This is a genomic window from Bartonella sp. AA56HLJMS (assembly GCF_042197145.1).
Lineage (GTDB): Bacteria > Pseudomonadota > Alphaproteobacteria > Rhizobiales > Rhizobiaceae > Bartonella.
Genome location: NZ_JBHIRL010000001.1, coordinates 77654 through 102367 on the forward strand (window position 1 = coordinate 77654; position 24714 = coordinate 102367).

A 24714-nucleotide genomic window follows, 5' to 3' on the forward strand; every position below is an offset into this window, starting at 1 on the left:
TCATCAAAAATCTAGTCAATGTTGGCATAAGACAATAACCTACCCAAAAATATTCTATCTCGTATAATGCCTCACAAAGATTAACAGGAATTGACTTTAAGATGGATAAATGCCGAAATAAAGTTATGAAAAGCAATCGACCAAAACGAATCCCCATAACACAAATAAAGAATCAGCTCTTATCGTCCCTTGATAAAAGAGCACTTGTCCTTGTTGGCCTTATGGGGGCAGGCAAATCAGTGATCGGAAAACGCGTCGCCACCATGCTTCGTTTACCCTTTTATGATTCTGACCAAGAAATTGAAAAAGCTGCACAAATGACAATCACGGAACTCTTTGAAATTTATGGTGAATCCGAATTTCGTGCTCTTGAACAGCGTGTTATTCTAAACCTCATGAAAAAAAGTCCCCTTATTTTAGCAACAGGTGGTGGTGCCTACATAAATGAAAATATCCGAAAAGCCATTCACAAAAATGGTATATCTATATGGCTAAAAGTCGATCTTGATATCCTCATGCAACGTGTCTCAAAGCACCCGACACGTCCCCTGCTTCAAACAGCCAATCCTAAAGAAACCATGCAAAAACTCATGGAACAGCGTTATCCTATCTATGAAAAGGCAAACTTAACAATTAACAGTCATAAAGAAAGCCGTCATACCGTAGCACAAAATGTTATACGATCCGTACAGCACTACCTATACACAGAAATTAACAATAGGGATAACCAGCATGCAAACCAAAACCGTCACTGTTAAACTTGACAAACACTGTTACGATATCATCATTGGTCCGGGTCTGATTACACAAGCTGCTTCACAGATTAAACATGCTCTTAATAAAAAAGATCCTCATCAAACGCGCTTGGCACTTGTTACAGATACAAATGTTGCTTCCCTTCATTTGGAGATATTGCAAGCAGAATTAACAAAAAATAAAATTCATACTGTCCCTATTATTGTAGAAGCAGGAGAACAATCAAAATCATTTTCAACCCTGCAAGTTGTCATCGATCAAATTCTTGCTGCGCGTTTAGAAAGAGGCGACTGTGTTATTGCTTTTGGCGGTGGTGTCATTGGTGATCTAGCGGGATTTGCGGCAAGTATAATCCGCCGTGGCATGAACTTCATTCAAATGCCCACAACGCTTCTTGCACAAATTGATTCTTCTGTTGGTGGAAAAACGGGAATCAATAGCCAATATGGCAAAAATCTTATTGGTGCCTTTTATCAACCACAATGCGTTATTGCTGACACGTGTCTTCTTGATACCCTGCCACCGCGCGAATTTCGCGCTGGCTACGCAGAAATAGTAAAATACGGTCTCATTAACCAACCTGACTTTTTTGAGTGGCTTGAAAAAAATGGGCAGAAAATTTTCTCTAATGGCCCTATGCGAACAGAGGCCATTGTTCGCTCATGCCAATTTAAAGCTGCCATTGTAGCACGTGACGAACATGAGAAAGGAGAGCGCGCACTCTTAAATCTCGGCCATACATTTGGACACATGCTTGAAACAGCAACCGCTTATGACTCCAACCGTTTAATCCATGGCGAAAGTGTAGCAATTGGGATGATTCTAGCTCATCAATTCTCTGCTCAATTAAATTTAATAAGCCCCACGCTTACACAACGCATTGAAGCGCACTTCAAATCTATAGGATTGCCTACACAATTAAAGGATATCCCAGGATGTCTACCAGATGCTGAAACTTTAATGACTCTCATTGCCCAAGATAAAAAAGTTTCGCAAAACAATTTGACTTTCATCTTAACACGCGGACTTGGCCAATCATTTATTGCAAAAAATGTTTCACCAGATGCCGTTTTATCCTTTTTGGAACAAAAATTAACAGAAATTCGTTAATTCATATTGAATATAATTGATTCGTTTTTATACTTCTATTAAAGATTAACATGATGATGTCTGCGTAGCTCAGTAGGATAGAGCACAGGATTCCTAAAGAAATTGGGCACTTTGAGAAGAAATCCTCAAAGTGAATCTGCTCAAATTCGGGGAAAGCTTCATGGGCGACTATATGCCAATCCCGAGCCAAGTCTCTTTTCAAATGAGAGAAAGGTGTAGAGACTGAACGGGCAGCACCTAAAGAGCAAAAGCTTCAAGGTGAAGAGACAGTCCAGACCACAAACAGCCGATAAGGCTGGCGGTGAAAATCGAAGTGGTATGAATCCTGGGGTCGCAGGTTCGAATCCTGCCGTAGACACCATCGTATCAGTCAAATTATTCTTTGTGCACAATATTAGGAATATAGGGAAGCATCATGAAAAAAACTTTGCACATTTTAGGATTTTTCACCGCTTTAAGTTTATCACTCTTCAGCTCAAACAATAGCTTAGCTGGTTCTTTAATCATTGAAGTACCAGACAATCCAGAGCCCAAAACAGAGACCATTACCTATCAGTGTGAAACTGGAGCAGGTAAAGAGCGCATTGAGGCAGTCTATCTTAATGCTGATAATATTTCGTTGGTTGATTTCAAATGGAATGGTGACCGTGTCATTGCTGCTAATGTCATCGCGGCAACAGGAGCAAAATTTGCAGGAGCTCAGTATATCTGGTGGGAGAAGAACAAAGAAGTCACGCTTTATGACCTTGCTCAGGATCCAGAAGAAAAAAAACCTATCCTCTGTAAAGATGAGTCAACATTATTATTTTAAATAACACGGGAAATATTATGAAAAAAATTTCTTTTACTAAACAATTTTTCATTACTTTAAGTGTGCTCCTCCTCGGTTCAATTAATGCATTAGCAAGTTCTTTAGTCATTGAAGTACCAGATGATCCAGAACCAACAACAGAGACCGTCTCCTATCAATGCGATATGGGAACAAGCAAAGAGTATGTTGAAGCAACTTATTATAATGCTGGCAATATTGCGCTTGTTGATTTAAAATGGAACGGTAAGCGCATCGTTGGTTCTAATGTAATTGCCGCTTCTGGAGGAAAATATGTGGGTGGACAATACATTTGGTGGATAACTAAAAATGAAGCCATATTTTACGATCTTATTAATGATCCAAAAGAAGAAAAGCCCATCCACTGTGTAGAAGAAAAAAGCACAGAATAAGGAAGATTCTTACATTTCAAGAACCGCGCTGGCTCTCATCTCGTGATGTTCCTTCTGATGTGGGTAGCTTTTCCTCCGTTTGGTGTAATAAAAGAGCCAGCGGTTTTTCTGATTGTTTTTCTGAATGATGTCGATAAGCTGCTGTATGTGAAAGCAACATAGAAGCTACCGGTGCTGTTAAAAACAAAAAAAACATCAGCAACACTTCATGAAAAACAAAATAATGGTCCACAAATATTGAATAAAGAAATGAAGAAATAAGAATACTACCAACGCCCCAACTCGTACATACTGAAAGCATATGCAAACGCTTATAAAAATTGGAAAAACGCACCAAACCTATCGTTGCGATCAATGTCAATCCAGACCCTAATATTAAGAAAACTGTGATAGCAATAGCAACCACAAGCGATATATCATCTTTCATTCAATAATCTCCCCCCGCATAAGAAATTTCGCCAAAGCGATGCTTGAGACAGATCCCAACAATCCAATAATGAGAGCTGCGACAAAATAAGTGGTTGTTCCTGAACGAATATCGAATGTAAGAAACAAAAGAATAGTGGTTATATAAAGGGCATCCAAACCAACAATTCTATCCTGCGCCCGTGGACCACGAATCAACCGAAACAGCGCGAAAATCACCGCTAAACTTAAAAAAAACTGTGAAAAGAAAAGCCCCCAATAAAGAATCACCATACTCATAAAAAAATCTCCAAAAGCAATTGCTCATACCGTTGTTTGATCAACTGTTTGTAATCATATCCATTTTTTAAATTTAAGACATGAAGCAAAAGTTCACCCTTTTTACTATTATAGGCAACCCAAGCAGTTCCAGGGGTTGCCGAAAGGATGCATGCTAAAATAGCCAAAGCAGTGCGATTATGAAGCAGAAGAGGTACTACAATAAAACCAGATTTCTGCACTCGAGACCTTTTTGTTAAAACAAACCAAGCCACCGAAACATTTGAGAATATAGAATCTATAAATACTCGAAAAACGAGACGAAAAACCGCACTCCAGCTTTTAATAACAACCTTCTCCGGCTCCAGAAGCCGTATCATCCAACCACAAAACAAAGCGGTTAAAATCCCTAAAAGCAATTGCCCTAAACTAAAACCATTTAAAATAAGCCACATAAGGACAATGACACCACTGAAAAAAGGGGAAGGACAAAAACAATTCATTTACTTATCTCCCTATTTTCGAGAGAAAAATCCGTTAAAACGCTCCCAATATAGTTTTGAGGTTCATACAAAGTCTTAGCAGTTTCAGACATATAATGACTAACAGGACTGGCTACAATTGTTATAAGAAAACACAAAACAAGGAGAACGGCAATAGGCGCAAATTCTATCACTTGCACACGAGGAATACGCCCTTCAAGAGAAACCCAAAAAGTTCGGATACCCGTTCGTGTCAATGCAATCAAAGCCGCAAAACCAGAGAGAGTGACAAAAACTACAAAAAGCCAATCTTGGTAAACCGGAAGAGAAGCAGAAAAATCCTCTCTACTGTGGTTTAAAATTGCCATGAACATCATAAATTTAGCAACAAAACCAGAAAAAGGCGGCAATCCAATAATCAAAATGGCACAGATACCAAAACAAGCTCCAAGAATTGCCAAGGTTACTGGAAAATAGATGCCAACTTCATCTTCTTCCTCCTCTTCATCGTCACCATACACCTCCATTGTGACAGCAAGAACATTAGCAGCCACATCTTGACAGCGTTCTACCAACTCTACCAAAAGAAAAAAAGCTCCCAGTGCTAAAGTTGAAGAAACAATATAAAAAAGTGCGCCTGCTGTCAGTGCTGCATTGCCTATCCCGATCGCAGCCAACAATGTGCCAGAAGAGACAAGAACGCTATAAGCTGCCAAACGCACCAAAACTTGGCTCGCCAATACTCCAATAAAACCAATAATCATAGTGGCAAGCCCACCATAAAACAAAACCGTATGACCAAAATGGTTAAAATATTCACTTTCAGGACCAAACCATAGCAACGTTAAACGTAAAATAATATAAATACCAACCTTGCTCAAAAGTGCAAAAGAAGCTCCAACAGGCGCTGCTGCTGCACTGTAAGTTGGCACCAACCAAAAATTAAGCGGCCACATACCCGCTTTAAGCAAAAAAGCAATACCTAAAAGTGCAACACCTATTTCGAACAAAACAATATCTGTAGAAGATATATATTTTATTTTAACAGCCAAATCGGCCATATTAAGAGTACCAACGACTCCATAAATGAGCGCTATACCAACTAAAAAAAATAATGAAGCAACAAGATTAACCACAACATAATGCAACCCTGCACGCACGCGTGTCTGACCAGAACCATGCAAAGCAAGCCCATAGGAAGCCGTTAACATAACTTCAAAAAACACAAATAAATTAAATAAATCGCCAGTCAAAAAAGCACCATTTATCCCCACCATAAAAAATTGCATTAGTGACTGAAAATGAGAACCAGCTTTGTACCAATGAGCCCGCGCAAAAACCAACACGCTAGTCACCAACAAGCTGGAAAGTAAAAGCATCATAGCGCTTAAGCGATCAAGGACTAAAACAATTCCAAAAGAAGACGGCCAATTACCAAGTCGATAAACATCGCAAGCCGGTGCTATTTCAAGAGTACGTATAATCAATAAAATGGCAGTAACGACCAACAGTCCCGCAGAAGAAAGACTGATGAATGATTTAAGTCTTGCACGACGTTCATCATAAAAAAGAAGAAGTGCTCCAGTGATTAACGGCAAAAGAATAGGCAAAATAAGGAGATGATGCACTCCTATTTCCATTATTGCACCTCACGTCCATCAACGTGATCAGAACCCGTTAAACCACGTGAAACCAACAAGATAACTAAAAATAAAGCTGTTGTTGCAAAACCAATCACAATCGCAGTTAAAACCAAGGCTTGTGGAAGAGGATCGACATAATTAGCTGGATTAATAACAGTGGTAGGATCAACAATTGGAGCAGCATTACTACGCGGTCTACTCATTGAAAATATAAAAAGATTAACACCATAGGAGATCAAGGACAAACCAAGAATGACTTGAAAAGTACGTGGACGCAAAACAAGCCAAATACCTGATCCGACAAAAACACCGATACCCAAAGAAAGAACAATTTCCATTAATTTTCCTTCTCTTTTAAAATAGGTTTCTTACCGATTCGGTAACTCCTAATTGACTGGTGTGCAAGTGCAATTAAAATGAGAACAGTTGCTCCTAACACAAGAGAAAGCACACCAAAATCAAACAAAAAAGCAGATGCCATGGGAACTTTCCCAATTAACGGAAGATGAATATATCGAAAAAAGGATGTTAAAAAAGGATATCCAAAAAACCAAGAGCCCATCCCCGTTACGACTGACAATAATAAACCAAAGCCTATCCAACGCAAAGGTAAAACTCTCAAATGCGTTTCCACCCACCGAATATCGCGTGCAAGATATTGTAAAATAAATCCTATAGCCAAAGTAATACCACCGACAAATCCACCTCCTGGCAGATCATGCCCTCGCATGAATAAATAAATAGCAAAAGCGATAATAATTGGAAAGAGCCAACCCATAATAACAGCAGGAACAGCTAAATAATTCAATACTGTATCTCCCACATTTCGATTAGGCTGTGCTATATCAAAGGCTTTCTGGATACGTTGTTGAAAAGGCGCATCAATACTCTCAGGCGCAGGACGAAAACGTCGTAAGAGTGCAAAAACAGTAAGGGAAACAACACCCAAAACCACAATTTCTCCCATGGTATCAAAACCACGGAAATCAACCAATAACACATTCACAACATTGCGACCACCAGCATCTGAGTAAGCATGCGTTAGAAAAAAATCAGAAATCGTTGTACCTTGGGGACGTGTCATCACTGCAAAAGAAAGCCATGCTACACCAGCACCTCCTACAAGGGATATGATGAAATCACGGAAACGACGCAAGCGAACCCAAAAATGAACAGCAGCTGGCCCAGGGTCATGCAAACGTTTAGGCAACCACCGTAAACCAAGCAATAATAAAACGACTGTAACAACCTCAACAACCAATTGTGTTATTGCTAAATCAGGAGCAGAAAGCCATAAAAAGGTTGCACAAGTCATCAAACCAGCTCCCCCTAAAAGCATAAGTGAAGCAAGACGATGAAACTTTGCTCGCCAAGCAACTAAAAGCGCACATAATCCGCCAACCAGCCAAAGAGCGAGAAAAGGAATATCAAGTGGAAAAAGCGGTAATGTCCCCACTGGAATGAAACCATCGCACCAAAGTAAAAGACCAACAAAGGCAAAACAGACCCAAAAAATCCAATGCAATTGGATCTGCAAACGGCGTGTTGACAAAGCAGACTCCACCGCACGGGCCCATTTCCAAGAAATAATTACGAGAATGCGTTCAAAAATACGCGGTCCTTTTAAGTGACGGAAAAAAGGAGCCCCATCATCACAGGATAAAAAATAACGATGCCCAACAGCATAGAGCAATCCGCCCCCTAATAATGCAACAAAGCTCATCACTAATGGAGTGTTAAACCCATGCCAAACAGCCAAACTATAAGGAATTGTCATTGGTCCTAAAACAGACACGACCGCATTATCTAAAATAGGTCCTATTGTTAAATTAGGAAAAATACCAACCGCTAAACAAATAAACACCAAAAGCTCCATTGGTAAACGCATGAAATGCGGTGGTTCATGGGGAGTCTTGGGTAAATTGTCAGGCTTTGGTCCTAAAAAAACGCCATGAATAAAGCGTATAGAATAGGTCACACTAAACAGACTAGCTAGCGTTGCCACATAAGGCGCAATCCAATCGAGCCATGATTCCATATGCGTTTCAACAGCTTCAGCAAAAAACATCTCTTTCGATAAAAAACCATTCAACAAAGGAACCCCAGCCATCGCTGCACTCGCAACTAAAGCAAGAGTTGCTGTGATAGGCATAGAACGATAAAGCCCTGACAGTTTACGCATATCACGTGTTCCCGTCTCGTGATCAATAATGCCAGCAGCCATAAATAAAGAAGCTTTAAAAGTAGCATGATTGGCCATATGAAAGATCGCCGCAACACATGCAAGTGGACTACCAAGACTTAAAAGTGTTGTAATTAATCCAAGATGACTAATAGTCGAGTAAGCAAGCAGTCCTTTCAAGTCTTGCTGAAACATGGAAAAATAGGCACCTAGAAGAAGAGTTGAGAGTCCTGAAAAGCCAACCAGCCAAAACCAAGATTCTGTTCCAGAGAGCACAGGCCATAAACGAACAAGCAAAAACAATCCCGCTTTTACCATTGTTGCCGAATGCAAATAAGCCGATACGGGAGTTGGAGCAGCCATCGCGTTAGGTAGCCAAAAATGAAAGGGAAATTGCGCGCTTTTTGTTAACCCTCCCAATAAAATACAAATAAGGATAGGACTATAAAGAGAACTTGACCGGATCATATCTCCAGACTGTAGCACCTTATCCAAATCAAAACTGCCAACAGTATACCCAATCAATAAAACTCCAATAAAAAGAGCAAAGCCGCCAAAACCTGTGATCGTTAGAGCCATACGCGCACCCTCACGCGCACTTGCATTATGGTACCAATAGCCGATCAGCAAAAAAGAAAAAATACTGGTAAGTTCCCAGAAAACAACCAAAAAGACGAGATTACCTGATAAAACTATTCCTATCATTGATCCCATAAAGGCCAAAAAAAAGGAAAAAAAACGCGGTACAGAATCCGCTGGATCTATGTAATAACGTGAATAAATGACAACAAGCAGCCCAATCCCTGTAATAAGCAAGCAAAAAAGCCACGACAAACCATCTATGCGGAGAATCAAATCGCTTCCCCATTCTGGAAGCCAAGAAATATCTAAACGCACTATGTGGTTTCCGCTAACTTCCGGATAAAGCATTATTGTAAAAATAAGACAGAAAAGTGCGACAACCCCAGCAAACCACGCTTCATTATTTTTTGCTGTCGAACGAAAAAAGCCAATGACAGCACTTCCACCAAAGGGAAGCAAAACGAGCAATACCAACATTGCTTCCCGTGTTGTCATTCTTTAAACTCCATTTTACCTTAATATTTTGTCATCGACAAAACAAAAACTTATATTCTCACCCCCATTCCACACTTAATGATAATAAGATTTAATAAAACTTAAAAGCATTTAAAATTTTTAAAAAAACAATGCTTGCATGAAAATACTGCGCACCACACAAGTCTTCTCTTTATTGTAAGAACAATAACGCTCACGACAAGAAGCAATTAAAATTTTATTTAATTTCTACCCTTTAAAAAAGCGTGATAAACACTGCCTACGCCCCCCATGAAAAGGCTGAAAACTATTATCATTTTTATTATAAGAGCGATAACGCGCAAGGCAAGATTCAATATGTTGTTTAAGCATCCATGGCTCTTTTTTTTCTAATTTTTCCGAAGAAGACGTTAAAAACACTTTTTTAGCATCTGGTACAACTTTTAATGATGCGCCTTTTGTGCTTAAGTGCGGTGATGTAATAAATGCCGCTTCAGGATACCACCAATTATCACTGTATTTACGATAACCACGCCGATAATGACGATAACCTTTAAAACCATTAAGTTCTCTACGCCCCGTAAAAATCAAAGGCACCGAACTATCTTGGAGAGAGGTCTGAGTAACCAGTTTGGCTTTAGCATCACTCCTATTTTGCCCCCAATTAACAAGAGTGGTTGTTATAATGAAAAAACTGCTAACAAATACAAAAGCTAAAGCATAATATAATTTTTTTTTCATACTCATAACAAAAAACTCAACATAATAAACAACAGTAATCACAGAAAGCCTTTCTCTTGCTGGACAGAAACAGATTCTTTTCTTAAGATTCTTTTTTCTTGAGACATTCTGTTACTCTTTGTACTAAACGTTGATCTTGGTAATAAGATCCTACAAAAAAGAATGAATAAATGATGATAAAAACCCCCTACTATCTTATAGACAAATCGAAACTCATAAAAAACATGCAAACAATTTCTCGTTTACGGGAAATGTCCGGAGCTAAAATTTTACTTGCTTTGAAATGTTTTGCCACATGGAGTGTTTTTGATTTAATGTCTGAGTTCATGGATGGAACCACATCATCATCCCTTTATGAACTGCGTTTAGGAAGAAAAAAATTTGGCAAAGAAACCCATGCTTATTCAGTGGCTTGGGCAGATGATGAAATTGATGAAGCCTGTGGTTATGCAGATAAAATCATCTTTAATTCCATCCAACAGCTTCAACGCTTTTCTGATGCAACAAAAACCATTCAAAGAGGTTTAAGGTTAAACCCAGGAATGAGCGCATCAAATTTTGATCTTGCCAACCCCTCTCGCCCTTTTAGCCGCTTAGGAGAAACAAACCAAAGCGCTATCAAAGAAGTTCTGCCTCTTATCAACGGATTGATGATCCATAACAATTGTGAAAATGCTGATTTTAATCTTTTTAACCAAATGCTTGGGTATATGGAAGAAAAATTTGCAGAACTTTTTTCTGCTGTTGACTGGATAAGCCTTGGCGGCGGAATCCATTTTACGGCTGAAAATTATCCTCTAGAAGCTTTCGCAAAACGCTTAAAACAATTTTCTAAAACTCATGGTGTCACTCTTTTTCTAGAACCAGGAGAAGCTGCTATTACCAAAAGCACCACTTTAGAAGTCAGTGTTCTTGACACATTGTATAATGAAAAGAATCTAGCCATCGTTGATAGCTCAATTGAAGCACATATGCTTGATCTTTTAATTTATCGTGAGAATGCCAAATTAGAACCCAATCAAGGTCCACACGAAATTATGATTTGTGGAAAGTCTTGTCTTGCCGGCGATATTTTTGGAACATTTCAATTTCAAAAACCTCTTAAAATAGGCGATAGACTGTCTTTTCAGGATGCAGCAGGTTATACAATGGTCAAGAAAAACTGGTTTAATGGCGTTACAATGCCTGCTATTGTTCTCAAAGAGTGCGATGGTACATTAACACTTCAACGCCAATTCAGCTATAACGACTATCAGGAAAGCCTTTCATAAAGATAAACCATAAAAAACGTCATACAACAGTATTAAAAAGGAGATGGACCTACAATGAAAAAAAATGTTCTCATTATTGGTGCCGGAGGTGTTGCACAAGTTGTTGCGCATAAATGCGCTCAAAACAACGATATTCTTGGTGAAATTCATATTGCTTCACGAACACTCAAAAAATGTGAGGCCATCATTGCTTCTATTAAAGAAAAAAACACAATGAAAGAACAGGGTGTTCTCAAAAGCCATTCGCTCAATGCCATGAATGTAGAAGAAACTATAAAGCTCATCCAAAAGACCAAATGCGAAATTGTCATTAATGTTGGTTCTGCCTTTCTTAATATGTCTGTTCTTTCAGCTTGTATTGAAACCAAATGCGCTTATATCGATACCGCAATTCATGAAGACCCATTGAAAATTTGTGAAACACCTCCTTGGTATGGCAATTATGAATGGCCTCGACGTCAAGAATGTGAAAAAGCTGGTATAACCGCTATTTTAGGAGCAGGTTTTGACCCAGGTGTAGTGAATGCTTATGCTGCATTAGCGCGCGATGATTATTTTGATAAAATCACAGATATTGATATTATTGATATTAATGCCGGAAATCATGGGCGTTGGTTTGCTACAAATTTTGATCCAGAAATTAACTTCCGTGAATTTACAGGACAAGTATGGTCATGGCAAAATAAAAAATGGACTTCCAATAAAATGTTTGAAATCAGCCATGAATGGGATCTTCCCGTTGTGGGAAAACAAAAAGCCTATATGACAGGACATGATGAAATTCATTCACTTTCCAAAAATCTTGATGTAGAGAATGTCCGTTTCTGGATGGGATTTAGTGATCGTTATATCACTGTTTTTACGGTTCTAAAAAACCTCGGACTCTTATCCGAACAACCAATTAAAACGGCAGAAGGTCAAGAAGTCGTGCCCTTGAAAGTCGTGAAGGCCGTCTTACCCGACCCTTCCTCTCTCGCCCCAGACTACACAGGAAAAACCTGTATCGGAGATCTTATTAAAGGCGAAAAAGATGGAAACTCGAGAGAAATTTTTATCTATAATATAGCCGATCACAAACAAGCTTTTCATGAAACTGGGGCACAAGGCATTTCCTATACAGCTGGCGTACCAGCAGCCGCAACAGCTCTTCTTATTGCCACAGGCGAATGGGATGTTAAAACTATGGTCAATGTGGAAGAGTTACCACCCCACCCTTTCCTTAAATATCTTGATCATATGGGGCTTCCCACTTTTATAAGAGAACAACAAGAGGATAAAAAATTACAATTTTAATACCTATAGAAAGCATATGCTTAATTTTTTAAGTTATCACGAAACTGCCCAATGAAAACAAACTTAATATTCTCGTGTAATTATGGTTTTCAAAAAAAATTTTAGCTATTCGTTATATTTTGGCAACATTGCGATTTCTTAACAACCGTAAAGAAGAAACATAGCATCTTTTTAAAACATAGCGAGCAATGATCAAGAAAAACAGAGAAGAAAAAACTAATTTAATCACACTGTATAACTTGTCATTATCATCAAAAAGATAGTGTCATAAACAAAAGATATAAAAATACCGCTCTTTTAAAGAAGAGCGGTATTTTGTAGAATATTCAATTCCTCCCTTCTTCATCTTAAATGACAAAGATCCTTAACCTATACCAATCATTAAACAATTCAATTTCTTCGGGTGAATGAATTCCTCTTGGCTTCCCTTTTCATATGATTCATCATCATATATAACATGTTGATTCATAACGCTGAATACTGTAAAATTCTCTTAATCACAAACTCTCTCACATTGAAGCAATTAAAATCTTTTGTCTGCGCATCACAAACAAAGCGAGCGTGTGAGGTAAAATGATAAAAGAACAGAATAAAAATTCTCTTATGAAAACTCTCAAATAATTAAAAGCTTTAGCAATATTGAGAACTGAAAAAGTGTATTATCAATGTCAGCGTGTACTTCTACTAAACATAAAGATGATGGTGCACAATAGGTCTTATAACAGTTTGAATGAATTTCATATATTTCAAGAGAAACTTTACAGCTATACCATTCACGAGCACCATTGCGAAGTAGATTTGGGCATTTTGAGAGATGTCTTCTTAACACAAAGCACGCAGATAGGCTCAGAATCCTATCTTAAATATTTTATAACAGTATAAAAACTACCCCATATATAAAACTTTACATAGACTAAACACCACCGCTCTAAACGATAGTGCACAACAGAATAATCAATCAAAACTGCACAACAGATATCTAAAACAGTAATTATCGAAAAGCATACAACAAACGGAACACTTCAATACAATTGGTTATATTCTTTTTTAAAGTTTTAAAATGTTGTTGCATGCTTCACAAATATTTTCTGCCCCCCCCGTACTTTTTAAAATTTACTTTTTAAAAGCTTTTTAAATATGAAGTGGTTTAGCAAATGTTGCCAAAGCTGCCTCACGCACGGCTTCTGATAAGGTAGGATGTGCATGGCAACAACGTCCCAGATCTTCTGATGAACCACCAAACTCCATTAAAACTGCAATTTCATGGATCATTTCACCAGCACCAAATCCAAGAATATGCCCCCCTAATACCCGATCTGTTTTTTTATCAGAAAGGATTTTAACGAACCCATCACTCTTTTGCATTGCACGTGCACGACCATTGGCCATAAAAGGAAATTTGCCAACATTATATTCAATACCAGCAGTTTTTAGCTCTTCTTCTGTCCTTCCTACACTCGCAATTTCCGGCTGTGTATAAACAACACTAGGAATAACATCAAAATTAACATGCCCTTTTTGACCTGCCAAAATTTCTGCCACAGCAACGCCTTCTTCCTCTGCTTTATGTGCTAGCATTGGTCCTTTTACGACATCACCAATCGCATAAATTCCTGGAACATTCGTCTGCCAATGAGCATCAATTGCAATAAATCCGCGTTCATCTAACTGAACACCAGCCTCTTGTAATCCAAGCCCCTCTGTATAAGGAGAACGTCCAGTAGCAATAAGCACAACATCAGCCTCTAAAGTTTCAGATTCACCACCTTTGACAGATTCAAAGCTCACCTGAGCAGTTGAGCCAGATTGTGTAACAGCTGTTACCTTTGCACCCGTTTTATATTCAATCCCCTGTTTTTCCATTAATTTCTGAAATTGCCGTGAAACTTCACCATCCATTGAGCCCAAAACTTTATTAAGATACTCAATAATGGTCACCTTAGCACCTAAACGGCTCCAAACTGATCCAAGTTCTGAACCAATGACACCAGCACCTACTACAATCATATGCGTTGGTACTTTTTCAAGTGAAAGAGCTCCCGTAGAAGAAACAATAGTCTTTTCATCAATTTCAACATTCACCCCTGGAATGCCTGAACTCTCTGAACCGGTAGCAATAATAATATTTTTTGTCTCAATTGTTTGTTTATTACCATCTCTGACAACAACTTCCACATGACCCGCACTCAAAATTTTGGCTGTCCCAAAAAAAGTATCAACTTTATTTTTTTTCATCAAAAAAGAAACACCACTCGTATTGGCTGTCACCACAGCTTTCTTATGAATCATCATTTGTTCAAGATTAAGCTTAGATTTACCAATAGAAATACCAAGCGTTTCAAAACCATGCTGGGTTTCAGAAAACACTTCTGAAGCATGCAGCAACGCTTTAGAAGGAATACAACCAACGTTGAGACATGTTCCTCCTAATGTTGTACGCTTTTCAATAATTGCTACTTTAAGTCCCAGTTGCGCCGCTTTTATTGCTGCTACATAACCACCTGGACCCGCTCCGATCACAGCCACATCATAAGACATCCGTTTCTCCTTTCATCCTGAAAACTGTATTTTACAAATCAAGAACAAGGCGTTCCGGATCTTCTAAGCTTTCCTTAACACGCACAAGGAAAGTCACAGCTTCTTGCCCATCCACAATACGGTGATCATAAGAAAGCGCTAAATACATCATGGGGCGGATCACAACTTGACCCTCAACAACCATTGCTCGCTCTTTAATCGCATGCATTCCCAAAATACCAGATTGTGGTGCATTCAAAATCGGTGTTGACATCAACGATCCATACACACCACCATTGGTAATGGTAAAAGTTCCGCCCTGCATATCAGAAACGGCTAATTTTCCATCACGCGCAAGACGCCCCAAACGACCAATCTCTTTTTCAATCTCTGCCAATGACATTTGATCTGCATCTCGCACCACTGGAACAACAAGCCCTTTATCCGTTCCAACAGCAATTCCAACATTGACATAGTTTTTGTAAACAATATCTGTCCCATCAATCTCTGCATTAACAGCAGGAAGTTCTTTTAATGCATGACAAACAGCCTTGGTAAAAAAACCCATAAAACCAAGCTTAACACCATGTTTCTTTTCAAAAAGATCCTTATAACGCTTGCGCAAATCCATCACCGCTGACATATCAACCTCATTAAATGTGGTTAACATTGCTGCTACATTTTGTGCATCTTTAAGACGGCGAGCAATTGTTTGACGCAATTTCGTCATACGAACCCGCTCTTCACGTGTTTCTTGGACAGGAGGTGCCGAAGAACTCGTCGCAGAAGAAGAGGGTGTAGGAGCATTTGTACTTTGTTTTAATCCACCAAGAACATCTTCTTTAAGAATTTGTCCACGTTTTCCAGAACCTGAAATATCGCTTTTTGCAACATTATTTTCAGCCATCAATTTTGCTGCTGAAGGAGAAGGAGGCATTGCACTGCTCAAAGCAGGCTTCTTCGATTCAGATGAAGCCGCTGGAACAAGTGTAGCAGAAGGTGAAAGTGATTGGGAGATACCAGCTTCTCCAGCTTTCACCACTCCTAAAAGAGCATTTACTTCAACCGTATCGCCTTCTTTTGCAATGATTTCAGATAATTTCCCAGCAACAGGAGAAGGAACTTCAACGGTTACCTTATCAGTTTCTAATTCAACCAAAGGCTCATCCATAGCGACAGCTTCGCCAAGTTTTTTAAACCATTTGCCAACCGTTGCTTCGGTAACCGATTCGCCCAAAGTAGGAACACGAATTTCAGTAGTCATAATATTTTTCCATACATCAGAGTAGTAATAAATTAAGAACCTAACGCGTCTTTAAGAAACGCAGCCAGTTGTTCAAGGTGTTTCACCATTAACCCAGAGGCCGGTGACGCACTCGCAGGACGTCCTGCATAACGAGCACGTGAATATTGCGCATTAATATGCGTCAAAACCCATTCCAAATAAGGCTCAATAAATGACCAAGCCCCCATGTTTTTTGGTTCCTCTTGGCACCAAAAAACTTCCGCCTGCAAAAAGCGCGATAACACATTCACCAAAACTTTTGCAGGGAAAGGATAAAGCTGTTCAACACGAAGGAGGTAAACATCATCAATACCCCTTTTTTCACGTTCTTCATAAAGGTCGTAATAAACCTTACCAGTACAAAGAACGACACGGCGAATCTTATTATCTTTTTGCAACTTAATGACAGAATCTTTGAGACATTCTGCATCATCAAGCAACACACGACAGAAACTTGTTTCTGGCCCCATTTCATTGAGAAGAGAAACAGCTCGCTTATGACGTAAAAGTGATTTCGGTGTCATCAAAATCAATGGCTTCCGGAAATCACGCTTAATTTGTCGACGCAAAATATGAAAATAATTTGCAGGGGTTGTACAATTAGCAACCTGCATATTATCTTCCGCACAAAGTTGAAGAAACCGTTCTAAACGTGCAGAAGAATGCTCCGGCCCTTGCCCTTCAAAACCATGAGGCAATAAACACACAAGACCAGACATACGAAGCCACTTACGCTCTGCAGATGAAATAAATTGATCAAAAATGACCTGTGCACCATTAGAGAAATCACCAAATTGTGCTTCCCAAAGTGTTAATCCTCGTGGTTCAGCAAGAGAATATCCATATTCAAAACCAAGAACAGCTTCTTCAGAAAGCATAGAATTAACAACGTCATAAAGCGCTTGCCCCTTTTGTAAATGATTCAAAGGAATATAACGCGCCTCATTTTCTTGGTCATAAAGAACTGAATGACGTTGTGAAAAAGTTCCCCGTTCAACATCTTCACCGGAAAGACGAACCGGTGCTCCTTCCAAACAAAGTGAACCAAAAGCTAAAGCTTCAGCAGTTGCCCAGTCAACACCCTCACCGGTTTCAAAAATTTTAGCACGATTATTTAAAAAACGTTGAATGGTTTTGTGAACGTGAAAATCTGCCGGAATTTCAACAATTTTCTGACCAATTTCCTTTAAAGTTTTTAATTCAACACCAGTTGTTCTAGAATGCTGCTCATCAGAACTACTAAAAGCTTTGAGTCCCGTCCAGCTTCCATCAAGCCAATCAGCCTTATTAGGTTTATAAGAAGCACTTGCTTCAAGTTCACCTTCAAGCTTATCGCGCCATAATTTTTTTTGTTGCTCAATTTCTTCTGAAGTAACCATTCCTTCTGCTACTAATTGGTCACTATAAAGTTGAAGTGTTGTTTTATGATTACGTATTGCTTTATACATAAGCGGCTGCGTAAAGGAAGGTTCATCACCTTCATTATGCCCATAACGGCGATAACAAAACATATCAATAACCACTGGTTTATGGAAAATTTGGCGAAACTCTGTTGCTATTTTGGCAACAAAAACAACTGCCTCAGGATCATCACCATTCACATGGAAAATTGGTGCGTCAATCATTTTTGCGACATCTGATGGATAAGGCGAAGAACGTGAAAAACGTGGAGATGTTGTAAAACCAATCTGGTTATTGATAATAACATGAAGTGAGCCTGCAACACGATAACCTTTAAGACCTGAAAGACCAAAAGTTTCTTGGATAACGCCTTGTCCTGCAAAAGCGGCATCACCATGAATAAGCAATGGCATCACTTTTGAACGCTCACTTAATGGGAGTAAATCAGTATGCGCAGGTCCCATAAGTTGATCTTGTTTAGCACGTGCTTTTCCCATAACAACCGGATCAACAATCTCAAGATGAGATGGATTGGCCAACAGTGATAAATGAACTTTTTTACCATCAAAGTCCAGATCAGCGGTAGTTCCCAAATGATATTTAACATCACCGGATCCCTCCACATCATCAGGCTTGTAAGATCCCCCTTTGAATTCATGAAAAATAGCCCTATGCGGTTTGGCAAGAACTTGTGAAAGAACATTTAAACGACCACGATGTGCCATTCCTAAAATAACTTCCCTAACCCCCAAAGCACTACCACATTTGATAATCTGTTCAAGAGCGGGAATCAGCGCCTCACCACCATCGAGTCCAAAACGCTTTGTACCTTTATATTTAGTGTCTAAAAACTGTTCGAATCCCTCTGCCTGAATAAGCTTATTCAGAATAGCTTTCTTGTCTTGTTGTGTGAAAGAATTTTTTTTATCTCGCCCTTCAATGCGTTCTTGAAGCCATACTTTCTGAACCGGATCAGAAACATGCATATATTCCACACCGATTGTTGAACAATAGGTACGATTGAGAATCTCAAGCATTTGCGGAATAGTTGCATATTCCAACCCTAAAACATTATCAATAAAAATGGGACGCTCGTAATCAGCTGGAGTAAAACCATAAGCTTCTGGAGAAAGTTCCTTATAATCTTCTTGTTTTTCGGCCAATTGAAGAGGGTCAAGCTGCGCATGAAGATGTCCCCGTTCTCGAAACGCACGAATCATCATAATTGCATGAACGGAATCACGTGTTGCACGAATAATATCTTGTTTACTGGAAGTTTTTCCCTTTTGTGCAGCACCTGTTATTGCTTTTTCCTTTAATTTATCGCCAAGATATTTTTCAAGAGAAGACCAATCACCATCAAGAGCAGAAACCAATTCACCCTCTGCTTTTAATGGCCAATGATCACGCTGCCATGTTGCTCCTTCAGCATTTTTAAGAACATCTTCTTTATTATCATGAAGTCCTTCAAAAAAAGCACGCCACTGTGAATCAACACTGGTAGGATCTTTTTCATATTGAGCATAAAGTTGATCTATATAATCCGCATTCCCACCATAAAGAAATGATGTCTGTGCAAAAAGGCTATTTATTTCGTCCTGCCTTGCCATATACTTCTCCGGAACATTTATTCCGTCTCCTTATATCTCTTTTTGACCTTTAAATGCTTACAAACAAGCAGTGATTCGAACATTCAAAAAAGTTTTACCTTTTTATACTCAAGCTTTTTCACCTGAATCTAAGAACCTTTTCTTATTCAGGTGAAACTTTCTTTTAGCCTTTCAAAACTGACATCAAAGTCTTACCTATCTGTGATGGCGAAGAAGACACACGAATCCCTGCTGATTCCATTGCCGCAATTTTATCTTCTGCTCCACCTTTACCACCAGAAATAACAGCACCAGCATGTCCCATTGTACGTCCTGGAGGAGCCGTACGGCCAGCAATAAAGCCAACAACTGGCTTTTTACGACCTTTTCTTGCTTCATCTTGCAAAAACTGTGCTGCTTCTTCTTCAGCAGAACCACCAATCTCACCAATCATAACAATAGACTCGGTTTCATCATCCGCTAAAAACATTTCCAACACATCAATAAATTCAGTGCCCTTAACAGGATCGCCACCAATCCCTATAGCAGTCGTTTGTCCGAGACCTTCCTGACTCGTTTGAAAAACGGCTTCATAAGTTAAAGTTCCCGACCTCGAGACAACCCCAACAGAACCTTTTCTAAAAATAGAACCAGGCATAATACCAATTTTACATTCATTTGGTGTAAGAATACCGGGACAATTAGGACCAATAAGACGAGACTTTGAGTTTTCTAATCGCGCCTTCACTTTAACCATATCCATAACGGGAATACCTTCCGTAATACAGATAATTAAACGAATTTCAGCTTCAATAGCCTCTATAATAGCTGCCGCAGCCCCTACAGGAGGAACATAAATAACGGAAGCATCCGCGCCTGTTTTTTCTTTTGCTTCTGCAACATTAGCAAAGATAGGAAGAGTTTCACCTTTTGAACCTTCCCATGTTTCTCCACCCTTTTTAGGATTAACGCCACCAACCATTTGCGTACCATGATAAGCAAGCGCCTGTTCTGTATGAAATGTTCCTGTTTTTCCTGTAAGCCCTTGAACTAGAACTTTTGTCTCTTTATTCACAAGAATCGACATAGCTTAAGCTCCCTTCACGGCTGCAACAATTTTTTGGGCAGCATCATCTAAATCATCAGCAGGAATAACATTCAAACCACTCTCATTAATAATTGCTTTACCCTGCTCAACATTAGTGCCTTCAAGACGAACAACCAAGGGAACTTTTAAACCAACCTCACGAACAGCAGCAACCACACCTTCAGCAATGACATCACAACGCATAATACCACCAAAAATGTTAACCAAAATGCCCTTAACATTTGGATCGGCCGTAATAATCTTAAAAGCAGCTGTCACCTTTTCTTTTGATGCTCCACCACCAACATCCAAAAAATTCGCTGGCTCTGCTCCATAAAGCTTAATGATATCCATTGTTGCCATAGCAAGCCCAGCACCATTAACCATGCAACCAATCGTACCCTCAAGAGCAACATAAGCAAGATCATGCTTTGATGCTTCTATTTCCTTTGGATCTTCCTCTGAAAGATCGCGCAATTCTAAAATATCTGGATGACGAAACAGAGCATTATTATCAAAAGAAACTTTCGCATCAAGAACACGCAAATGACCATCTTTCATCACAATAAGCGGATTGATTTCTAAAAGGCTCATATCTTTTTCACAAAATGCCTTATAGAGAATCGGAAAAAGTTTTTCACCATCTTCTCGCGCACTACTTTGTAGTTTCAACGCATCACAAAGTCTTGCACAATCAGCAGAAGTAACACCCTCTCCAGCATCAATGGGAAGCGTGAATATTTTTTCTGGTGTCTCTTCAGCAACCGTTTCAATATCCATTCCCCCTTCTGTTGAAACAACAAAAGCAATTCGACCAACGCTACGATCAACCAAAAGTGAAAGATAAAGCTCTCGTTCAATATCGGCACCATCCTCAATGTAAAGGCGGTTGACCTGCTTACCTTCTGGACCAGTTTGTTTAGTTACCAAAGTTTTTCCAAGCATTTCTTGAACATTTGCGACAACTTCTTCAACAGATTGTGCAAGCCGAACACCACCCTTTGCATCAGGACCAAGTTCTTTAAACTTACCCTTACCACGACCACCAGCGTGTATCTGACTTTTAACCACATAGAGAGGTCCGGGCAATTTTTCCGCCCATTTTTCAGCTTGCTCTACAGAATAAACAGCGACACCATTTGCAATTGGTGCTCCATATTCATGAAGCAGACGTTTGGCCTGATACTCATGGATATTCATGCATTTGTCCTTTTCTTTTATGGATCTTATTAATCCTAAAGTTTTAATATTCTATACTTATTTTAATGAATTAAACCTTGTTCAATTTACTTGAGACTAGGTACAAGAGCAATACAAGCTTCACAAAGCTTTTTAACCGCATTTACTGAATGATCAAAAGCACCTCTTTCTTCCTTATCAAGATCAATTTCAATGACTCGTTCAACACCACCTGCACCAAGTACAACAGGAACACCAACGTAGGTATCATTAACCCTATATTCTCCTGAAAGATAAGCTGCAACAGGCACAACACGCTTAGTGTCCTTTAGATAAGCCTCAGCCATAGAAACAGCAGAAGCTGCTGGTGCATAATAAGCAGAACCTGTTTTTAACAAACCAACAATTTCTGCACCGCCATCACGGGTACGCTGGATAATTTGATCAATTCTTTCCTGTGTTGTCCAGCCCATCTTTACAAGATCAGGCAAAGAAATACCACCAACCGTTGAATAACGCACGAGAGGAACCATTGTATCACCGTGGCCCCCTAAAACAAACGCTGTCACATCTTTAATAGAGACCTTAAATTCTTCAGATAAGAAATGACGAAAACGCGCTGAATCAAGAACACCAGCCATCCCAACCACTTTATGTGTAGGGAGACCTGAAAATTTCTGCAATGCCCACACCATCGCATCAAGGGGATTGGTAATACAAATAACAAACGCTGAAGAAGCGTATTTTTTAATTCCAGCTCCAACTTGTTCCATAACCTTTAAATTAATGCCCAAAAGTTCATCACGGCTCATACCAGGTTTTCGCGCAACGCCTGCTGTTACAATAACAACATCAGCACCTTCAATTGCTTCATAAGCATTAGCACCTTTTAGACTGATATCAAAACCATCAACGGGAGAAGATTCGGCTATATCTAGAGCCTTACCTTGTGGCACACCTTCTGTAATATCAAATAAGACCACATCAGCAAGCTCTTTAAGCCCAATAATATGTGCTAAAGTACCACCAATCATACCTGAACCAATGAGAGCTATTTTTTTCCGTGCCATTTTATTTTTTCCTAACTTTTAGATAATTCAGCGCACACCCAATCAACGTCCGTATACTGAATATTTTTGACTTCAACCATATTCAAACAATATCATAAAAAGGAGTAAAGAAATGAAATTTACAAATTTATCTCCTTACAGAAACAACAACCCTCCGCTGAAACAACTATTAGAAAATTATCACGATGTATCGATAAAGTGAATTTAAAAAAAATACAACAGAATTATTATATTTCTTTAATTTCAAAAAGTTATTGTTTTGACAGTTTACGTAAAGGTAAAAGTATAATCAATGCTTCTTCTTCAAAAGAAAATGTTCTTCCCAAAGTTTTAAATAATCGTAGCTTTGCATTTCGAAAAGACGTGATTGTGTTCTTTGAAATTCAAATGTTTCCGTAATCTGCGCATGCCCTTTATACAAATCCCCTATCCCTGCGGCTGCCGACATAAACAACCGTATATGCCGCTCATAAAGAATATCAATAAGCAAAATAAACCGTTTTGTTTCATTGCGACATGTATCATCCATGACCGGTACATTATCAATAAAAATCGTATGATAATGCTCTCCTAATAACAAATATTCAGCCGCGGCCAAAGGCTTTGCACATAAATCCCCATAATCAAAACGAGCACATCCTGCACCAAAGCGCGGAATAGGAATAAAGCGCCCTTTTATAGAAAGCTCATCAGACATCTCCTTATGTCCTTGCAATACAAGTGCCCATGCTTGATCCATATATTCATTTGCTTGGACCCCCAACGGCGATACATACATCTGTTGTAGATTTGATTTTTCAAGGCGATAATCTGTTTTTGCATCAAGATTAACAACACGAACATATGCTTTCAAAACTTGAATAAAAGGCAAAAAGAGCTCACGATTCAAACCGTTACAATAAAGGTTATCCGGCGCCACATTTGAAGTCGCAATAAAGAAAATTCCTTTATCAAACAGAGCAGAAATAAGCCGCCCCAATACCATAGCATCAGCAATATCCGTTACACTAAACTCATCAAAACAAAGTACTTTTGCTTCTCGTACAAGATCTTCAGCAACAGCTAAAATAGGATTATCTTGTTTAAATTTTGTACACCCAGATGCTTGACGATAAGAATTAATACGCTCATGCACATCAGCCATAAAATCATTAAAATGGGCACGTTTTTTATGACCTTTAGGCAAACAAGAAAAGAACAAATCCATCAGCATGGTTTTGCCCCGTCCTACTTCACCATAAATATACAGTCCCTGAAAAAAACCTGTTTCATCTCCTTGTTTTACAACGCAAGAAATATTTTGTTTTTTCCTTTTAAATATTCTGTTAAAGAAAGAGCAAAATATCCAAGGCAAAGAATGAGAGATATTTTGTTCCGCAATTTTTTTTAATAAATGATCAAAATATTCTGTTATAGCTAATTGAGCGGGATCAAAACAAACCTCTCCTTTAGCGACAAGCTCCTTATAACGTGTTGAAACGAGAATCATCCAAAAAGCCTTTTTCAAACTGATCTCAATGAAAAATACAAATACTTTTCAAGAATCTGTCCGTCTAGTTTAGTTTATCATAAACGATCAAAAATGATTTAACGACTTAAAATAACGGGATGATCATCAAGTGTACGTCCCTCAAAACGATCAACATTTGAAGAATAAAGAACGAGGATAACTCGTCCAGAGTTATTATAAAAATATAATCTTTTTCCTTTAACAGCCCACGATCTCACTTGGGAAGCAATTCCTGGACAGTGTAAAGGACCAGCACGGTACCCTTGTCCAAACTTTGTTTGTGGAGTTGCAATCCGGCAAACTTTTCCTCCCATAGAAAGATTCCATACCCCAGCAACACTTGCAGGAAATAAATCAGTGGCATTACTTGGCAATTCGAGACTAGCCATTCGTCCATCGCTCTGAGAATCTCCTTTTTCATACATCGGAGCGTTTGCATCTTCAGATATCGACGAAGAAGTAGACGACAGATCAGACGCTTCTAATATTGTCATTTGTTGAGATGGATAAAAAACTTCTAATGCGTTACCATCGTCATTACCATCAAACCGTGTTGTTGAACATCCCCCTAAAAACATTACAGTTGATAGTGCAACGAAAAACGAAACTTTTGAAAACGCCATGTCTGTACTCTCTC

Annotated in this window: 21 protein-coding genes; 6 read left to right on the top strand and 15 right to left on the bottom strand. The window is 38.9% G+C overall.

All coding sequences use genetic code 11. The features are described 5' to 3' along the window. Positions 1–125: 125 nt before the first annotated feature. From ACFINI_RS00315 to ACFINI_RS00330, 4 genes are all read left to right on the top strand, one after another. Positions 126–758, top strand: a complete 633-nt coding sequence (locus tag ACFINI_RS00315; RefSeq protein ID WP_375645449.1) for a shikimate kinase — start codon at positions 126–128, stop codon at positions 756–758. Then, positions 733–1866, top strand: a complete 1134-nt coding sequence (gene aroB / locus ACFINI_RS00320) for a 3-dehydroquinate synthase (protein ID WP_375620917.1) — start codon at positions 733–735, stop codon at positions 1864–1866. Before ACFINI_RS00315 ends, aroB begins: the two co-directional genes overlap by 26 nt. Positions 1867–2281: 415 nt before the next feature. After that, positions 2282–2677, top strand: a complete 396-nt coding sequence (locus ACFINI_RS00325) for an MliC family protein (RefSeq protein ID WP_375611315.1) — start codon at positions 2282–2284, stop codon at positions 2675–2677. A 17-nt stretch (positions 2678–2694) separates the two neighbouring features. After that, positions 2695–3087: an MliC family protein gene (locus tag ACFINI_RS00330; protein WP_375611316.1), complete on the top strand. Its 393-nt coding sequence runs from the start codon at positions 2695–2697 to the stop codon at positions 3085–3087. 16 nt (positions 3088–3103) lie between these two features. Here ACFINI_RS00330 and mnhG read toward each other — a convergent pair whose 3' ends face one another. The 7 genes from mnhG to ACFINI_RS00365 form a co-directional block, all read right to left on the bottom strand. Further along, positions 3104–3514, bottom strand: a complete 411-nt coding sequence (gene mnhG, locus ACFINI_RS00335) for a monovalent cation/H(+) antiporter subunit G (protein WP_375611317.1) — start codon at positions 3512–3514, stop codon at positions 3104–3106. After that, on the bottom strand, positions 3511–3792 hold the full coding sequence (locus tag ACFINI_RS00340) for a K+/H+ antiporter subunit F (RefSeq protein ID WP_375606068.1): 282 nt from the start codon (positions 3790–3792) through the stop codon (positions 3511–3513). The genes mnhG and ACFINI_RS00340 overlap by 4 nt, the downstream gene beginning before the upstream one ends. Next, positions 3789–4274: a Na+/H+ antiporter subunit E gene (locus tag ACFINI_RS00345; RefSeq protein ID WP_375611318.1), complete on the bottom strand. Its 486-nt coding sequence runs from the start codon at positions 4272–4274 to the stop codon at positions 3789–3791. The genes ACFINI_RS00340 and ACFINI_RS00345 overlap by 4 nt, the downstream gene beginning before the upstream one ends. Continuing rightward, entirely contained in the window at positions 4271–5893 is a 1623-nt protein-coding gene (locus ACFINI_RS00350; RefSeq protein ID WP_375645340.1) for a monovalent cation/H+ antiporter subunit D, read from the bottom strand. The genes ACFINI_RS00345 and ACFINI_RS00350 overlap by 4 nt, the downstream gene beginning before the upstream one ends. Next, on the bottom strand, positions 5893–6234 hold the full coding sequence (locus tag ACFINI_RS00355; RefSeq protein WP_273790150.1) for a Na+/H+ antiporter subunit C: 342 nt from the start codon (positions 6232–6234) through the stop codon (positions 5893–5895). Before ACFINI_RS00355 ends, ACFINI_RS00350 begins: the two co-directional genes overlap by 1 nt. Then, positions 6234–9155, bottom strand: coding sequence for a monovalent cation/H+ antiporter subunit A (locus ACFINI_RS00360; protein WP_375645344.1), 2922 nt, complete (start codon positions 9153–9155; stop codon positions 6234–6236). Before ACFINI_RS00360 ends, ACFINI_RS00355 begins: the two co-directional genes overlap by 1 nt. A gap of 228 nt (positions 9156–9383) precedes the next feature. After that, entirely contained in the window at positions 9384–9881 is a 498-nt protein-coding gene (locus ACFINI_RS00365; protein WP_375645348.1) for a BA14K family protein, read from the bottom strand. A 167-nt stretch (positions 9882–10048) separates the two neighbouring features. Here ACFINI_RS00365 and ACFINI_RS00370 point away from each other — a divergent pair, with 167 nt between their 5' ends. Together ACFINI_RS00370 and ACFINI_RS00375 are read left to right on the top strand one after the other, a co-directional pair. Next, positions 10049–11146, top strand: a complete 1098-nt coding sequence (locus tag ACFINI_RS00370) for a carboxynorspermidine decarboxylase (RefSeq protein ID WP_375645450.1) — start codon at positions 10049–10051, stop codon at positions 11144–11146. A 54-nt stretch (positions 11147–11200) separates the two neighbouring features. Then, on the top strand, positions 11201–12439 hold the full coding sequence (locus tag ACFINI_RS00375; RefSeq protein ID WP_273790154.1) for a saccharopine dehydrogenase family protein: 1239 nt from the start codon (positions 11201–11203) through the stop codon (positions 12437–12439). 1131 nt (positions 12440–13570) lie between these two features. Here ACFINI_RS00375 and lpdA read toward each other — a convergent pair. The 8 genes from lpdA to ACFINI_RS00415 form a co-directional block, all read right to left on the bottom strand. Further along, positions 13571–14977, bottom strand: a complete 1407-nt coding sequence (gene lpdA, locus ACFINI_RS00380; RefSeq protein ID WP_375645355.1) for a dihydrolipoyl dehydrogenase — start codon at positions 14975–14977, stop codon at positions 13571–13573. Positions 14978–15008: 31 nt separating this feature from the next. Next, positions 15009–16220, bottom strand: a complete 1212-nt coding sequence (odhB, locus tag ACFINI_RS00385) for a 2-oxoglutarate dehydrogenase complex dihydrolipoyllysine-residue succinyltransferase (protein WP_375628547.1) — start codon at positions 16218–16220, stop codon at positions 15009–15011. Between the two features lie 32 nt (positions 16221–16252). Then, on the bottom strand, positions 16253–19252 hold the full coding sequence (locus tag ACFINI_RS00390) for a 2-oxoglutarate dehydrogenase E1 component (protein ID WP_375611325.1): 3000 nt from the start codon (positions 19250–19252) through the stop codon (positions 16253–16255). A 163-nt stretch (positions 19253–19415) separates the two neighbouring features. After that, positions 19416–20318 (bottom strand): succinate--CoA ligase subunit alpha, encoded by a 903-nt coding sequence (gene sucD, locus ACFINI_RS00395; RefSeq protein WP_375611326.1) that lies wholly within the window; start codon positions 20316–20318, stop codon positions 19416–19418. Positions 20319–20321: 3 nt separating this feature from the next. Continuing rightward, positions 20322–21518 (bottom strand): ADP-forming succinate--CoA ligase subunit beta, encoded by a 1197-nt coding sequence (gene sucC / locus ACFINI_RS00400; RefSeq protein WP_375611327.1) that lies wholly within the window; start codon positions 21516–21518, stop codon positions 20322–20324. A gap of 86 nt (positions 21519–21604) precedes the next feature. Beyond that, complete coding sequence (gene mdh, locus ACFINI_RS00405) at positions 21605–22567, bottom strand: malate dehydrogenase (RefSeq protein ID WP_375645360.1); 963 nt, start codon at positions 22565–22567, stop codon at positions 21605–21607. A gap of 289 nt (positions 22568–22856) precedes the next feature. Then, entirely contained in the window at positions 22857–24056 is a 1200-nt protein-coding gene (gene zapE, locus ACFINI_RS00410; RefSeq protein WP_375645365.1) for a cell division protein ZapE, read from the bottom strand. A gap of 98 nt (positions 24057–24154) precedes the next feature. Next, a complete protein-coding gene (locus tag ACFINI_RS00415; protein ID WP_375620904.1) occupies positions 24155–24700 on the bottom strand; it encodes an AprI/Inh family metalloprotease inhibitor in 546 nt (181 codons plus the stop codon). Positions 24701–24714 lie beyond the last annotated feature (14 nt).